Source organism: Aeribacillus sp. FSL K6-2833, from assembly GCF_037965815.1.
GTDB lineage: Bacteria > Bacillota > Bacilli > Bacillales > Aeribacillaceae > Aeribacillus > Aeribacillus composti.
This window is the reverse complement of sequence record NZ_CP150189.1, coordinates 3,175,656-3,190,112: the sequence shown is the minus strand read 5'-3', so window position 1 is coordinate 3,190,112 and position 14,457 is coordinate 3,175,656. Positions and strand designations below refer to the sequence as shown.

The 14,457-nt window shown below is 41.0% G+C and carries 16 protein-coding genes; 15 read left to right on the top strand and 1 reads right to left on the bottom strand.

Going from position 1 to position 14,457, the window contains the following annotated elements; translation table 11 throughout:
* Positions 1-20: 20 nt before the first annotated feature.
* The 15 genes from NSQ94_RS15525 to NSQ94_RS15455 all read left to right on the top strand — a co-directional run bounded on the left by NSQ94_RS15525 (position 21) and on the right by NSQ94_RS15455 (position 13,046).
* Positions 21-1,193, top strand: coding sequence for an ATP phosphoribosyltransferase regulatory subunit (locus NSQ94_RS15525; RefSeq protein ID WP_327873128.1), 1,173 nt, complete (start codon positions 21-23; stop codon positions 1,191-1,193).
* A complete protein-coding gene (hisG, locus tag NSQ94_RS15520; RefSeq protein WP_327873129.1) occupies positions 1,190-1,837 on the top strand; it encodes an ATP phosphoribosyltransferase in 648 nt (215 codons plus the stop codon). Before NSQ94_RS15525 ends, hisG begins: the two co-directional genes overlap by 4 nt.
* Positions 1,834-3,129 carry a histidinol dehydrogenase gene (gene hisD, locus NSQ94_RS15515; protein ID WP_327873130.1) on the top strand — a complete coding sequence of 432 codons (1,296 nt, stop codon included), beginning with the start codon at positions 1,834-1,836 and terminating at the stop codon, positions 3,127-3,129. The genes hisG and hisD overlap by 4 nt, the downstream gene beginning before the upstream one ends.
* On the top strand, positions 3,122-3,709 hold the full coding sequence (hisB, locus tag NSQ94_RS15510) for an imidazoleglycerol-phosphate dehydratase HisB (protein ID WP_063389171.1): 588 nt from the start codon (positions 3,122-3,124) through the stop codon (positions 3,707-3,709). The genes hisD and hisB overlap by 8 nt, the downstream gene beginning before the upstream one ends.
* A gap of 2 nt (positions 3,710-3,711) precedes the next feature.
* Positions 3,712-4,323: an imidazole glycerol phosphate synthase subunit HisH gene (gene hisH, locus NSQ94_RS15505; RefSeq protein ID WP_327873131.1), complete on the top strand. Its 612-nt coding sequence runs from the start codon at positions 3,712-3,714 to the stop codon at positions 4,321-4,323.
* Positions 4,324-4,327: 4 nt separating this feature from the next.
* Positions 4,328-5,065, top strand: a complete 738-nt coding sequence (gene hisA / locus NSQ94_RS15500) for a 1-(5-phosphoribosyl)-5-[(5-phosphoribosylamino)methylideneamino]imidazole-4-carboxamide isomerase (RefSeq protein WP_066249069.1) — start codon at positions 4,328-4,330, stop codon at positions 5,063-5,065.
* Positions 5,062-5,820, top strand: coding sequence for an imidazole glycerol phosphate synthase subunit HisF (gene hisF, locus NSQ94_RS15495; RefSeq protein WP_339229623.1), 759 nt, complete (start codon positions 5,062-5,064; stop codon positions 5,818-5,820). The genes hisA and hisF overlap by 4 nt, the downstream gene beginning before the upstream one ends.
* The gene (gene hisIE, locus NSQ94_RS15490) at positions 5,817-6,434 is read left to right on the top strand and encodes a bifunctional phosphoribosyl-AMP cyclohydrolase/phosphoribosyl-ATP diphosphatase HisIE (RefSeq protein WP_339229621.1); all 618 of its coding nucleotides are present in this window, start codon (positions 5,817-5,819) and stop codon (positions 6,432-6,434) included. Before hisF ends, hisIE begins: the two co-directional genes overlap by 4 nt.
* A gap of 81 nt (positions 6,435-6,515) precedes the next feature.
* Positions 6,516-7,946, top strand: a complete 1,431-nt coding sequence (locus NSQ94_RS15485; protein ID WP_339229619.1) for a tetratricopeptide repeat protein — start codon at positions 6,516-6,518, stop codon at positions 7,944-7,946.
* A 99-nt stretch (positions 7,947-8,045) separates the two neighbouring features.
* Positions 8,046-8,993 carry a thioredoxin-disulfide reductase gene (gene trxB, locus NSQ94_RS15480; RefSeq protein WP_063389165.1) on the top strand — a complete coding sequence of 316 codons (948 nt, stop codon included), beginning with the start codon at positions 8,046-8,048 and terminating at the stop codon, positions 8,991-8,993.
* Between the two features lie 289 nt (positions 8,994-9,282).
* On the top strand, positions 9,283-9,741 hold the full coding sequence (locus NSQ94_RS15475; protein ID WP_063389164.1) for an 8-oxo-dGTP diphosphatase: 459 nt from the start codon (positions 9,283-9,285) through the stop codon (positions 9,739-9,741).
* Positions 9,742-9,947: 206 nt separating this feature from the next.
* Positions 9,948-10,832: an RNase adapter RapZ gene (gene rapZ / locus NSQ94_RS15470; protein WP_186439301.1), complete on the top strand. Its 885-nt coding sequence runs from the start codon at positions 9,948-9,950 to the stop codon at positions 10,830-10,832.
* Positions 10,833-10,834: 2 nt separating this feature from the next.
* Positions 10,835-11,791, top strand: coding sequence for a YvcK family protein (locus NSQ94_RS15465; protein WP_339194370.1), 957 nt, complete (start codon positions 10,835-10,837; stop codon positions 11,789-11,791).
* Between the two features lie 23 nt (positions 11,792-11,814).
* A complete protein-coding gene (gene whiA, locus NSQ94_RS15460; protein ID WP_063389162.1) occupies positions 11,815-12,765 on the top strand; it encodes a DNA-binding protein WhiA in 951 nt (316 codons plus the stop codon).
* Between the two features lie 23 nt (positions 12,766-12,788).
* A complete protein-coding gene (locus NSQ94_RS15455; RefSeq protein WP_063389161.1) occupies positions 12,789-13,046 on the top strand; it encodes an HPr family phosphocarrier protein in 258 nt (85 codons plus the stop codon).
* Between the two features lie 726 nt (positions 13,047-13,772).
* Here NSQ94_RS15455 and clpP read toward each other — a convergent pair.
* The gene (gene clpP, locus NSQ94_RS15450; protein WP_063389160.1) at positions 13,773-14,351 is read right to left on the bottom strand and encodes an ATP-dependent Clp endopeptidase proteolytic subunit ClpP; all 579 of its coding nucleotides are present in this window, start codon (positions 14,349-14,351) and stop codon (positions 13,773-13,775) included.
* Between the last annotated feature and the right edge of the window lie 106 nt (positions 14,352-14,457).

The window sequence follows — 14,457 nt, the reverse complement described above, 5'->3', positions numbered from 1 at the left end:
CGCCATGGAGGTGTCAATGAGTGTTTATGTTTGAAAAGCCCTTGGGAATGCGGGATACATTGCCGGGCTTATATGTCATAAAAGAAAGCGTTCGTAAAAAAATGATGAATGTGATTGAAAGCTGGGGTTATCAATTTTTGGAGACTCCAACGTTGGAATTTTATGAAACGGTAGGAGTTCAGTCGGCGATACAAGAGCAGCAATTATTTAAACTTCTTGACAGGCAGGGGCATACGCTCGTTTTAAGACCAGATATGACAGCTCCCATTGCACGAATTGCGGCTTCCAAGCTGATGAAAGAAAGCTTGCCGTTAAGGCTCGCTTATTCTGCAAATGTGTTTCGTGCACAGCAGCATGAAGGCGGCAGACCGGCAGAATTTGAACAAATTGGCATTGAGCTGATTGGCGATGGAACGATTAGCGCTGATGCGGAAGCGATCGCTCTAATGATATATGCCTTAAAAAATACTGGCCTTAAAGATTTTAAAATTTCCATTGGGCATATCGGATTTATCAATGCTTTGTTCGGTGAAATTTTAGGGAAGGAAGAACGGGCGGAGAAGCTGCGCCGCTATTTATATGAAAAGAACTTTGTCGGATACCGCGAGCATGTGAAAAGATTATCTCTCTCTACCATTGACAAAGAACGCCTTTTAAGAGTCATTGATTTAAAAGGAGGAATTGAGAAGGCAGATGAAGCTTCAAGCCTTGTTGCTTGTGACAACGGGAAGAAAGCGCTGGAAGATTTAAAACAGCTCCTTATCCAATTAAGAGCTTATGAAGTGGATCAATATATCAAATTGGAACTGAATGTCGTCAGCCACATGAGTTATTACACAAGCGTGATTTTTGAATTATATGCGAACGGTGTTGGACTTCCGATCGGAAACGGCGGGCGCTATGACCATCTTTTAGAAAAATTTGAACGTCCTGCCCCGGCGACAGGCTTTGGCATACGGTTAGATAATTTGCTGGAAGCTCTGGGGAATTTAAATTTAAACAAAGATCGCTATTGTATCATATTCAGCAGAGAGAATCGGCAAGAAGCTTTTCGATATGCCAATAAGCTGCGAAAAGAAGGAAAACAGGTTGTCATGCAAGATATTTCCGGTATCGATCAAATCGACAGATTTACTGGTCAATTTACAGATATTTATTATTTCCTCGGAAAACCAGGAAAGGTGAGAGAGTGATGAACATGTTAACGATTGCGATGCCGAAAGGGCGAATTTTTTCAGAAGCTGTCGAACTATTAAGAAAATCAGGCTACAAGCTTCCAGACGAATTTGATGAATCAAGAAAACTAATTTTGACCGTGCCGGAAGAAAATATTCGCTTTATTTTAGCGAAGCCGATGGATGTCGGAACATATGTAGAGCATGGTGTTGCCGATGTTGGGATCGCCGGAAAGGATGTCATGATGGAAGAAGAGCGGGATGTTTTTGAAGTGCTTGATTTGAAAATTAGCAAATGTCATCTGGCTGTCGCCGGACTGCCTGATACGAAAATGAATGACATCGCTCCAAAGGTGGCGACAAAATATCCAAATGTGGCTTCTAAATATTTTCGAGAGCAAGGGGAGCAGGTCGAAATCATTCATTTGAATGGATCGATCGAGCTGGCGCCATTGATTGGACTGGCTGACAGAATTGTCGATATTGTTTCGACGGGAAGAACGTTAAAAGAAAACGGATTAGTAGAATTTGAACATATTGCTGATATCACTTCAAGACTCATTGTCAATCCCGTCAGCTATCGGATGAAGGACAAGCCGATCGACATGCTTGTGGAGCGGCTTGCCAAAACAGTGGAAGAAGGAAAGGAGGATTCGGATTGAAAATTATTCACATCACTAAGGATCAAAAGCTTTCCTTGAAAAGATCGATTGACGCTGGAACAGAGGAGCAGCGCAAAATTGTGAAGGAAATTATTGAACGAGTCAAAAAGGAAGGCGATCAGGCGCTATACGAATATACGAAACGTTTTGATGGGGTAGATCTTCAATCTTTGCGCGTATCAAAAGAAGAAATTAGTCGAGCGTACGAAGCGGTAGATAAAGAATTCATTGACATTGTTCAAGAAGCAGCAGAAAATATCTTTCATTTTCATGAAAAACAAAAGAAAGAATCATGGTTTTATTTCGATGAAAAAGGAACAATGCTCGGTCAGAAATTAACGCCGCTAGATGCTGTCGGCGTTTATGTTCCCGGGGGCACAGCTGCCTATCCTTCTTCTGTTTTAATGAATATCATGCCGGCTAAAGTGGCTGGTGTAGGCAGAATCGTGCTCGTTTCCCCTCCAGATCAAAATGGGAGCCTGCCGGCGGAAGTGCTGGTGGCAGCCAATGAAGCTGGCGTATCGGAAATATATAAAGCTGGCGGCGCCCAAGCAATTGCCGCTCTAGCTTACGGTACAGAAACAATTGAACCGGTCGACAAAATTGTCGGTCCTGGCAATATATTCGTTGCTCTTGCAAAGCGGGAGGTGTTTGGAACAGTTGATATCGATATGATCGCCGGGCCAAGTGAAATTGTCGTCTTAGCTGATGATACGGCTGTTCCGCATGAAGTTGCGGCCGATTTATTGTCGCAAGCAGAGCATGACAGGCTGGCAACCAGCATCCTTGTTACACCTTCTATAAAATTAGCAAAGGAAGTTCAAAAGGAAGTTGCGGCACAATTGGCCGATTTGCCGCGAAAAGATATCGCCGCTGCTTCGATCGAACAGTTCGGTGCTATTTATGTAACGGATTCAATCGAGGAAGCGGTTGGGATAGTCAACCAATTGGCACCTGAGCATTTGGAGGTATTAACGGAAAACCCGACGGGTGTTCTGCCAAAAATTAAACATGCAGGAGCCATCTTTTTAGGGAGATATAGCAGTGAACCTGTAGGCGATTATTTCGCAGGTCCCAATCACGTTTTGCCGACAAACGGAACAGCGCGTTTTTCCAGCCCGCTTAACGTGGATGACTTTATGAAAAAGTCCAGCATCATTTCATACAGTGAAGAAGCATTCCGTGCATATGCTTCAAAAATTGCAAAGTTTGCAAGATATGAAGGATTAGAGGCGCATGCAAGAGCAATTGAAGCTCGACTAGAAAAAAGAGGAAGTGATCGAAATGAATAGAACCGCCACAATATCTCGAAAAACGAACGAAACGAATATTCAGCTGTCATTTTCAATAGATGGTGAAGGCCGTGCAGATCTAAAAACTGGAGTTCCTTTTTTAACTCATATGCTTGATCTGTTCACAAGGCATGGCCATTTTGATTTAAAGATTGAGGCAGAAGGCGACATTGATATTGATGATCACCATACGACAGAGGATATTGGCATTTGTTTGGGACAGGCGATTCAACAAGCTCTAGGCGATAAAAAAGGAATTAAACGGTACGGTCATGCCTTTGTCCCAATGGATGACTCTTTAGCGCAGGTTGTTATTGATTTAAGCAACCGACCGCATTTTGAAATGCGTGGAGAATTGCCGAAGGGAAAAGTAGGAACATTTGATACGGAGCTTGTTCATGAATTTTTATGGAAGCTGGCGCTTGAAGCCCGGATGAACCTGCATGTAATCATTCACTATGGAATGAATACCCATCATATGATTGAAGCTGTATTTAAAGCGTTGGGGAGAGCTCTTGATGAAGCGACTATGATCGACCCCAGAGTCAAAGGGGTTCCATCAACGAAGGGGATGTTGTAAAAATGATTGGCGTGATCGACTATGGCATGGGGAATTTATACAGCGTCTCGAAAGCCTTGGAACGCATGAATGCGGAATATTTTGTATCAAGTGATTTAAACGAGCTTGAAAAGGCAACAGCTTATATACTGCCAGGAGTAGGCGCATTCAAAGACGCGATGGCTATTTTAACGGAAACAAAAACAGATAAATTTTTGAAGGACGAAGTGCAAAAGGGAAAGGCTTTATTAGGTATTTGTCTTGGCATGCAGCTTTTGTTCAACGAAAGCGAAGAACACGGCTGGACTGAAGGACTCGGCTTTTTAAACGGCCAAGTAAAAAGAATTCCAGGAGAAAATGTAAAAGTCCCGCATATGGGATGGAATAAGCTGACTTTTCAACGAGATCATCCTCTCATAACTGGTCTTCAAGAAGATTACGTATACTTTGTCCATTCTTATTATGCGGTCGTAAACGATCCGGACGTTGTGGTCGCCAGCGCTTCATACGGTGTGACGGTTCCGGCTATTGTAGGAAATGGAAATGTATTCGGCTGCCAATTTCATCCGGAAAAAAGCGGCAAGCTGGGACTAGCCATTTTGAAAAACTATTTAACTTTTGTATCAAGGATGTGAGCTAATGATGAGTTTTACTATTTTTCCCGCCATTGATTTGCGCGGAGGGAAATGCGTCCGGCTGCTTCAAGGCGATTACAATAAAGAAACGGTTTACGGAGATTCACCGTTTGCTGTCGCCGAGTCGTTTGTAAAGGAAGGTGCTGACTGGATTCATATGGTAGATTTGGATGGGGCAAAAGAAGGAGTCCGCGTGAACCATCAACATGTTTTGAAAGTGGCAAAAGAGCTAAAAGTAAAGGTACAAGTTGGCGGCGGCATTCGCACAGAAAAAGATGTATACGAATATTTGGAAAACGGTATTTCCAGGGTTATTTTAGGCAGTTCTGCCGTTTCAAACAGGTCATTTGTTGAAAAAATGCTGGCTGAATACGGCGGCCGAATCGCAATCGGTATCGATGCGAAAAATGGCTATGTATCAACAGAAGGCTGGCTGAATACGTCCGAAGTTAAAGCGGTTGATCTTGGAAAAGAACTGGCGAAAAGCGGTGCAGAAACATTTATTTTTACTGATATTGCGACAGATGGAATGCTCTCGGGACCAAATGTCAAGGCGATTGTGGAAATGGCAAAAGCAACTGGAAAAACAGTCATCGCTTCCGGAGGGGTAAGCTCCATTGATGATTTGAAAAAGTTAAAGCAATATGAACAGGATGGAGTGAAAGGCGCTATTGTCGGAAAAGCGCTTTATACGAAAAAATTCAGCCTCCGCGATGCTATCCATGAGGTGAATGGGCTATGATTACGAAACGCATCATTCCTTGTCTAGATGTTAAGGACGGACGTGTCGTCAAAGGCGTGCAATTTGTCCAGTTGAAAGATGCGGGCGATCCGGTGGAGCTAGCGAAATTTTATGATGAAGAAGGAGCAGATGAGCTTGTCTTCTTAGATATTTCCGCATCTCATGAAGGCAGAAAAACGATGATTGATGTTGTCGAACGAGTAGCGGCAACATTAGCCATTCCCTTTACGGTCGGAGGCGGAATCAACTCTTTGGAAGATATGAAAAAAATTTTGCGTGCTGGTGCGGATAAAGTTTCCATTAACACTTCTGCTGTATTAAACCCTTCGCTGATTATGGAGGGAGCTGATTACTTTGGCAGCCAGTGCATTGTGGTAGCGATTGACGCAAAATACGATCCGCAGCTCGGAAGCCACCGCGTCTATACGCACGGGGGACGAAAAGCGACCGAATGGGAAGTCGTGGCATGGGTAAAGGAAGCTGTAAAAAGAGGTGCTGGCGAGATTTTGCTGACTAGCATGGATCAGGACGGAGAAAAATCCGGCTTTGACATTGACTTAACCAAAAAAGTAAGCGAGGCAGTTCCCGTCCCAGTCATTGCATCCGGCGGCGCCGGTAATGCTGAGCATTTTCTTGAAGTTTTTCGCGATGCCCGAGCGGATGCAGCGCTGGCAGCTTCCATTTTCCATTACAAAGAAACATCAGTCAAAGAAGTAAAAAGATTTTTGCAAAAAGAAGGGGTGAATATACGGTGAACATAGCAGAACTCAAATTCGATGAAAATGGACTTATTCCTGCGGTTGTTCAAGATGCTGTTAGCAAAGAAGTGTTAACAGTAGCTTATATGAACGAAGAGTCGCTAAAAAAAACGTTGGAAACGAAGGAAACATGGTTTTACAGCCGTTCGCGCCAAAAACTTTGGCATAAAGGAGAAACGTCCGGCAATACACAAACTGTTCAAGAGATACGCTATGACTGTGACAAGGATGCGCTTGTCGTGCTGGTAATCCCGAAGGGTCCGGCCTGCCATACAGGACAATACAGCTGTTTTTCAAAAGAAAATGGCGGCCAGGTGGACGGTAGCCGTTTTGATATTATTAACAAGCTGGAGGCCGTCATTGCTGAGCGTGAAGCTGAGCGTCCGGAAGGCTCTTATACTACCTATTTGTTTGAAAAAGGCTTGGACAAAATTTTAAAAAAGGTTGGAGAAGAAGCTTCAGAGGTCATTATTGCAGCAAAAAACCGCAGCCATGATGAGCTGAAATGGGAAGCCGCGGATTTATTATTTCATTTGCTTGTTCTGCTGCGCGAGCAAAAGCTTCCGTTCGATGAAGTATTGAAAGTTTTAAAAGAAAGACATGAAAAATAATCGCGAGTAAAAATAGGTTTTTCCTATTTATAAGATATGGTATACTATCCCTCGGCAAATAAAGTGAAATGGAGGGTTTGAGTGGGAAACCGTAAAGTAAAAAAAGACGAAGATTCAAAAATTGTTTCGTTTTTCCAAGACAGTGCAACGTTTTATCGCTGGGGATTAAAGGCTTATCAAAAAGGCGATTTGCAGTCGGCTTCAAAATTCGTCAAGCGGGCAGTAGATCTGGATCCGTATAACGAAGAAATGATTTGCAGGCTGGCCAGCATTTATACCGAATTAGGAAAGTTTCAAAAATCAAACGAACTATTAACATATATTATTGAACATATTCACCCTCATTCGGTAGAATGCTATTATTTTCTTGCAAATAATTATGCTCATCTCGGCTTGTTTCACGAAGCTTATAAACATGCAATGATATATAAGGAAAAGGCGCCGCAAGGCATATTTTCCGTAGAAAACAGCGATCTTCTTGAAATGATCGAAATGGAAGAAGAGGCTGAGCATTCGGATGATCTAATCGTGAAGCAAGAAAAAGCGCGCTCTTTGCTTGAAAATGGACAGTTTCAAGAATCTATTTCCATTTTAAAAGAGATTATAACTGATTACCCAGAGTTTTGGTCCGCTTATAATAATTTGGCGCTTGCCTATTTTTACCTTGGGGAAGTGGAAAAAGCGAAGGACATGATTTCCCTCGTGCTCCGGAAAAATCCAGGGAATTTGCATGCTTTATGCAATTTGCTTGTATTTTTTTATTATGAAGGTGATGAAGCGAGCATAAGCATGCTAGTTGAAAAACTAAAAAGGGTTTATCCGCTTGTTTCGGAGCACCAATATAAACTGGGGGCGACGTTTGCACTCATCGGCTTTTATCCTCATGCATTCAAGAGGCTCCATGCCTTGTATCGAAAGGGATTTGAGGGGGATGACACGTTTTATTATTGGCTCGCATACTCTTCTTATTTTATAGGACACTATGACTTTGCTAAAAAAATATGGAAGAAGGTTCTGTATTTAAATCCGCGGAAGGAAGGCTCTGAACCGTGGAATATGAAAGGGCTAAACGAAATGGAAAATCAAGTCCCGGAGCGGCTGCTTTCTATCTATTTCGCAATGAAAATGGATGAACGAGCGTATTTAGTAAATGAACAGGAGTTTGAAACTCGTCTTGAAAGAGAAGCTGTTCAATATGCTTTAAGCGTTTTAAATGGCAAAAGGCCGACAGGTTTTCATGCTGTTCATTTCGCTTTCCATGTGGCCGATAGTTTAATGGACAAAACGTCAGAAGGAAAAGAATTGGTTTTATTTTGGTTTCGGCTTTTCAAAAATGCCTTCAAGTTCGACATAAAATTTCGCAATGTCAACGCATGGTCAGCAGCTGTCTATTATTTATGGATGAAACAGATAGGAAAAAACATCACACAAGATGGCGCGGCAAATCATTTTAACATCAGCAAAGCTACGCTGTCTAAATACGTGCGCATCGCAAAAAAATTGAAAATGTGAGCAAATAAATAGCACGAGACATTTATTTTATATAGGATATGTTGTAGGGAATAATAATTTTGTATTATTTATTGGATCATATGATGAGGAGTGAGTCTCGTGTCTGAAGAAAAAATTTATGATTGTATCATTGCCGGAGCAGGACCTGCAGGATTGACAGCTGCTGTTTACACATCCCGCGCCAACCTTTCTACTTTAATGATAGAAAGAGGCGTGCCTGGAGGGCAAATGGCCAATACGGAAGATGTTGAAAACTATCCTGGATTTGATCATATTTTAGGTCCAGAGCTATCAAATAAAATGTTTGAACATGCTAAAAAATTTGGTGCTGAATACGAATATGGAGATGTGAAGGAAATTGTCGATGAAGGCGAATATAAAATCGTCAAAACAGGCAACAAAGAATATAAAGCAAGAGCAGTGATTATCGCTACAGGGGCCGAATATAAAAAGCTCGGCGTGCCTGGAGAGAAAGAACTGGGCGGACGAGGCGTCTCTTATTGTGCTGTATGCGACGGAGCATTCTTTAAAGGAAAAGATTTGATTGTTGTCGGCGGCGGAGACTCTGCTGTCGAGGAAGGAGTTTATTTAACCCGCTTTGCGAACAGTGTGACAATCGTTCATCGCCGCGATCAATTGCGCGCCCAAAAAATATTGCAGCAGCGCGCCTTTGATAATGAAAAGATTGATTTTATTTGGAATCATACAGTAAAAGAAATTCATGAAGTCGACGGGAAGGTTGGCAAAGTCACGCTCGTAAATACGATAACAAATGAAGAAACAGAAAAAGAGATAGACGGTGTATTTGTATACATTGGCATGGTGCCGCTGTCCAAACCTTTTGAAAATCTCGGAATTACGAATGAAGCAGGATATATTGAAACAAATGAAAACATGGAAACGAAAATTCCCGGCATCTTTGCGGCAGGAGATATTCGGGAAAAATCTTTGCGGCAAATTGTAACTGCAACTGGCGACGGAAGCATTGCTGCCCAAAGTGCTCAACATTATATTGAAGAATTAAAAGAGAAATTAAAAAATGCCTAAAATTGTTAACAAAATCGTAACTATGATTTAATTGTGCTGTAACATCAATGAAATAAAATTCAGTTACTATAAAAGTAGTAATTGACCCCCTTTTATAATATATACTTTTGAGCATGGGCAACCCTTCCCATGCTCCTTTTTTTGTTGCACCTTTTCTTTTGAAACCTTTAAAAGAGAAAAAACGTATGATAAAGTAGGAAAGCATGCGCATTGAGACACTATAGCATTTAATTGTATAATAAAAGGAATAAATATTTTTTATGTACCGCAACCTAGGGGTGAACTTGCTTTGCAAAGGGTTACAAATTGTGTTCTTGTTCATGAAGGTCAGCTGCTCTTGCTTCAAAAACCGCGCCGGAATTGGTGGGTAGCCCCTGGAGGGAAAATGGAGCAAGGGGAATCGATAAAAGAATCTGTTGTAAGAGAATTTAGAGAAGAAACTGGAATTTATTTAATAAATCCAAAAATTAAAGGGATTTTCACGATCATTGTCAAAGATGGAGATAAGGTTGTTCAAGAATGGATGATGTTTACATTTTTCGCAACACAATTTAACGGGGAAAATGTTTTGGAAACTGAGGAAGGAAAGCTGAAATGGCACTCGATTGATGAAATTAAACAGTTGCCGATGGCTGCGGGCGACTACCACATTATTGAATATATGATTAAAGGGTCAGGAATCATGTATGGAACATTCATCTATACACCTGATTATGAGCTTTTGTCTTATCGGCTCGATCCACAATAAAGAAAACTTCAGCTGCAAGAAAATCGAAGCCAAGGTTCAGAGAAGAGGATATACATGCCAGTTTCAAAATTTCCGCTAAATAAATTTATGATTGACTCTTCTCATCCTTGATCAAAAAGCTATCAGATCAAAAAAATAAATCCCGATATTTCCTATTCAATATCTGTTACTGAATATTTTTCTTTTGAAAAAACGGGGGGCTTTGAATGATGAGTGAAACTTCAAATATTAAGATGGTTATTATTACGGGGATGTCCGGGGCAGGTAAGACGGTTGCGATTCAAAGCTTTGAAGATCTTGGATATTTTTGCGTCGATAATCTTCCACCTACTCTTTTGTCCAAGTTTTTAGAGCTTATGAAAGAATCGAGAACGAAAATGAACAAAGTAGCTGTAGTTATGGATTTGAGGGGAAGGGAATTTTTTGAATCTTTCCATCAGGCAATTGAAGAAATCAATGATATCCCGTGGATCGCACCGCAAATTTTGTTTCTTGATGCACATGATCAAGTATTAGTCAACCGGTATAAAGAGACGAGAAGAACCCATCCATTAGCTCCAAAAGGTCTTCCGCTTGAGGGGATCCGCCTTGAACGGGAAATGCTGGAGGAATTAAAGGGACGTGCGCAAATTGTATATGATACATCCAACTTAAAGCCAAGAGAATTAAGAGAAAAAATTTTAAAACAGTTCGCAGAAAATGGCGATCAAACCTTTACGTTGAACGTTTTATCATTTGGATTTAAATATGGTTTGCCGATTGACGCGGACTTAGTGTTTGACGTGAGATTTTTGCCCAACCCGTATTATATTGATCATATGCGCCCTAAGACGGGGCTTGACGAAGAAGTTTCATCATATGTTTTAAAATGGACAGAGACATCTAAATTTTTAGAGAAGCTGACAGATTTACTCTCATTTATGATCCCTCATTTTCAAAGGGAAGGAAAAAGTCAAGTAGTCATTGCAATCGGTTGCACTGGCGGGCAGCATCGCTCGGTGACTCTGGCTGAATATTTAGGGGATTTTTTCCGCAAAAACTACAAAGTGCATGTATCCCATCGTGATATTGAAAGGAGAAACTATCGATAACTATGGATAAAAAGAAAATCGTCATTATTGGAGGAGGAACCGGATTATCTGTTCTGCTTCGAGGCTTAAAGCTGCTCCCTTTTGATATCACGGCCATTGTAACAGTTGCAGATGATGGCGGCAGCTCCGGTAGACTTCGTGATGAACTGAACATTCCCCCGCCGGGCGACATTCGCAACGTGTTAGCTGCTCTTTCCGATGTGGAACCGCTAATCGAGGAACTTTTCCAGCATCGTTTTAAAAAAGGGAACGATTTGATTGGCCATTCTCTCGGCAATTTAATACTTGCAGCGATGACCAATATCACCGGTGACTTTATGCACGCCATTCGGGAAATGAGTAAAGTATTAAATGTTCGCGGTACTGTTTTGCCTGCAGCGAACCAGAGCGTTGTATTAAATGCGGAGATGGAAGATGGATCTGTTGTGAAAGGGGAATCGAAAATCCCTTTTTCAGGAAAAAAAATTAAAAAGGTGTTTTTAACCCCGAAAAATGTAAAACCTCTTCAAGAAACGATCGATGTCATCAGACAGGCACATATGATCATTTTAGGGCCTGGAAGTCTTTATACAAGCATTTTACCGAATTTGCTCGTTCCGAAAATTGGCGAGGAGGTTTGCAAGTCCTCGGCCAAAAAAATATATATATGCAATGTCATGACTCAGCCAGGGGAGACGCTAAACTATACAGCGAGCGATCATGTGAAGGCTCTTTACGATCATTTAAACTGTCCGTTCATTGATGTGATCCTCGTGAACAACGGATCTATTCCCGAATACATACAAAAACGCTACGCGAAAGAATCAGCTTTTCCTGTCCAAGTCGATGCAGAGGCGCTAAAAGATATGGGACTTCGAGTAGTGCAGGACAACATGGTCTCCTTCGATCAACATGTTATTCGACATGATACGAATAAAGTGGCAAACATCTTAAAAAATTTGCTTCTGGAAGAAACGTAATCGGAAAGGGCGGTAATGGAAACATGTCGTTTGCTTCAGAGACGAAAAAAGAACTGACAACACTGGAAGTAAAACAATGTTGTTTAAAAGCAGAGTTGTCCGCGCTCATCCGAATGAACGGAACTGTGTCATTTTCCAACCGGGAATTGCTTTTGGATGTGCAGACGGAAAACGCAGCGATTGCAAGACGCATTTACATGCTGATCAAAAAAAAATATGACGTTCCGATCAAGCTGCTTGTACGAAAAAAGATGCGATTAAAAAAGAATAACGTCTATATAGTTAGAATGAATGAACAAGTAAAAGAGATTTTGGAGGATTTGCGAATTTTAGGAAAGGATTTTATGTATAACCATCAAATCTCTTTAGACCTTGTGAAAAAAAAGTGCTGCAAGCGGTCGTATATGCGCGGTGCGTTTTTAGCGGGCGGATCCGTCAACAACCCGGAAACTTCTTCATACCATTTGGAAATCTCGTCGTTATATAAGGAACATAACGATTCGCTATGCAGCTTGATGAATACGTTTTATTTAAATGCAAAAACACTGGAACGGAAAAAAGGATATATTACTTACTTAAAGGAAGCTGAAAAAATTGGGGAATTTTTGACATTGATCGGTGCCCATCAAGCTCTACTGCGTTTTGAAGATGTCCGAATCGTTCGTGATATGAGAAATTCAGTGAACCGCCTTGTCAATTGCGAAACAGCAAATTTAAATAAAACCATTGGAGCTGCTTTACGGCAGGTAGAAAATATAAAATTCATTGATGAAAAGATCGGATTAAGCGCCTTACCTGAAAAGCTGAGGGAAATTGCAGAATTACGGGTTATGTATCAAGATGTGACATTGAAGGAACTAGGTGAAATGGTGTCCAGCGGGAAAATCAGCAAATCGGGAATCAACCACCGATTAAGAAAAATCGATGAAATCGCTGAAAAATTGCGGGCTGGCAAAACGATTTCATTTAAATAAATTTTAAGAAGAGAGGGATTAATATGGTTGAGAAAAAAGTGGAAGTTCGGTTAAAAACCGGTTTGCAGGCACGACCGGCTGCATTGTTTGTTCAGGAAGCCAACAGGTTTTCATCTGACATTTTTATCGAAAAAGACGGAAAGAAAGTAAACGCCAAAAGCATCATGGGGTTGATGAGCTTAGCTATTAACAGCGGCTCTGAGATCACATTGATCGCAGAAGGAAACGATGAGGAAGAAGCATTAGAAGCGCTTATCAACTACATTCAAAACGAAAATTAATGTGAACACACAAAAAAATTGCCACAAAATTCATCAATGGATGGATATTGCCTCTCTTGTGGGAGAAAGCAGGAAACAACCGCTGTCAGCCACAAGAGGGCTTTATTTTTGCTAAAACTGATATGAAGACGAAATGGCTTCGGGTGCGTTAATAGAAAAGTTGTGATAAATCTTATGTTGGGAGAGAGCTTCGTGAAGGTTCTTAACTGGAACTTTTGGATTCAAAGCATTGCGAAAGAGCGGGGCGAATCCGAGCAATATATTTGGTGTAAATACTATTTTTTCATAAATCTGCGATCAACATTCAAGAAAAAACAAACGTGCTTTGATATGGTTCGAATGACTTACAGCTGAACGGATAATGAGAGATTCTAGCCCTTTTATAACATGAAAAAATCGATTATAACACTTGTTTTTGCCAGCAGGTGTCCAGAAAAAAACTTCAGCAAAATACGGTTTACACAGGCTCTCCGAAAGCATATTTAATCCTTCATCCGGCTCGATCCGCATTTTGGGCTTAGATTAAAGCAATATCGGCAGTTAACGGCTTTTCGAAAACGTCAAGCTGACGATTCCGGCCAAAAAGTCGAATGAGGAGCTGCTGTCAAGATCATTCTTGACATTTGCTCCTCATTCAAAAGCGTGAAGGTATGAAGCAGAGGTTTATTTTTATACTGTCTGCTTGATATGTTTAATTTTTTATTGTCTTCCTATTTGAGGCAGCTTTTATTTTGTTAAAACTTTGTCAATCAACCCATATTCTTTTGCACGTTCAGCTGACATGAAATTGTCGCGGTCCGTATCACGTTCAATTACTTCAAGAGGCTGGCCAGTGTTTTCAGATAAAATTCTGTTCAATTTATCTCTTAAAGAGAGAATTCGTCTAGCTGCAATATCAATGTCAGTTGCCTGACCTTGCGCGCCTCCTAACGGTTGATGGATCATTACTTCACTATTCGGAAGGGCAAAACGTTTTCCTTTTGCACCTGCCGCCAATAAGAATGCTCCCATGGAAGCAGCCATTCCTATACACATCGTGGATACATCAGGTTTAATAAATTGCATCGTATCATAAATCGCCATGCCAGCAGTAATTGATCCGCCCGGGCTGTTAATGTAAAGGGAAATATCTTTTTCAGGATCCTCCGCTGCCAAGAAAAGAAGCTGAGCAACGATGGAGTTTGCAACATGATCATCAATTGGCGTACCAAGGATAATAATGCGGTCTTTTAACAATCTTGAATAAATATCGTAAGCACGTTCACCACGGTTTGTCTGTTCAATAACAGTCGGTATTAAATTCATTATGTTTCCTCCCTCGCATCAAAGTTAAAGTCATTTCTATTCCATCATACATAAAAGGTCAATAAAGGTCAAACAAAAAACTTTTATATATAATTATTTATAAGAT

Coding starts and splice junctions, on each gene's coding strand:
- hisB (WP_063389171.1), top strand. CDS start 3,122: ATGAATAGAACCGCCACAATATCTCGAAAAACGAACGAAACGAATATT.
- hisH (WP_327873131.1), top strand. CDS start 3,712: ATGATTGGCGTGATCGACTATGGCATGGGGAATTTATACAGCGTCTCG.
- hisA (WP_066249069.1), top strand. CDS start 4,328: ATGATGAGTTTTACTATTTTTCCCGCCATTGATTTGCGCGGAGGGAAA.
- hisF (WP_339229623.1), top strand. CDS start 5,062: ATGATTACGAAACGCATCATTCCTTGTCTAGATGTTAAGGACGGACGT.
- rapZ (WP_186439301.1), top strand. CDS start 9,948: ATGATGAGTGAAACTTCAAATATTAAGATGGTTATTATTACGGGGATG.
- NSQ94_RS15465 (WP_339194370.1), top strand. CDS start 10,835: ATGGATAAAAAGAAAATCGTCATTATTGGAGGAGGAACCGGATTATCT.
- whiA (WP_063389162.1), top strand. CDS start 11,815: ATGTCGTTTGCTTCAGAGACGAAAAAAGAACTGACAACACTGGAAGTA.
- NSQ94_RS15455 (WP_063389161.1), top strand. CDS start 12,789: ATGGTTGAGAAAAAAGTGGAAGTTCGGTTAAAAACCGGTTTGCAGGCA.
- clpP (WP_063389160.1), bottom strand. CDS start 14,351: ATGAATTTAATACCGACTGTTATTGAACAGACAAACCGTGGTGAACGT.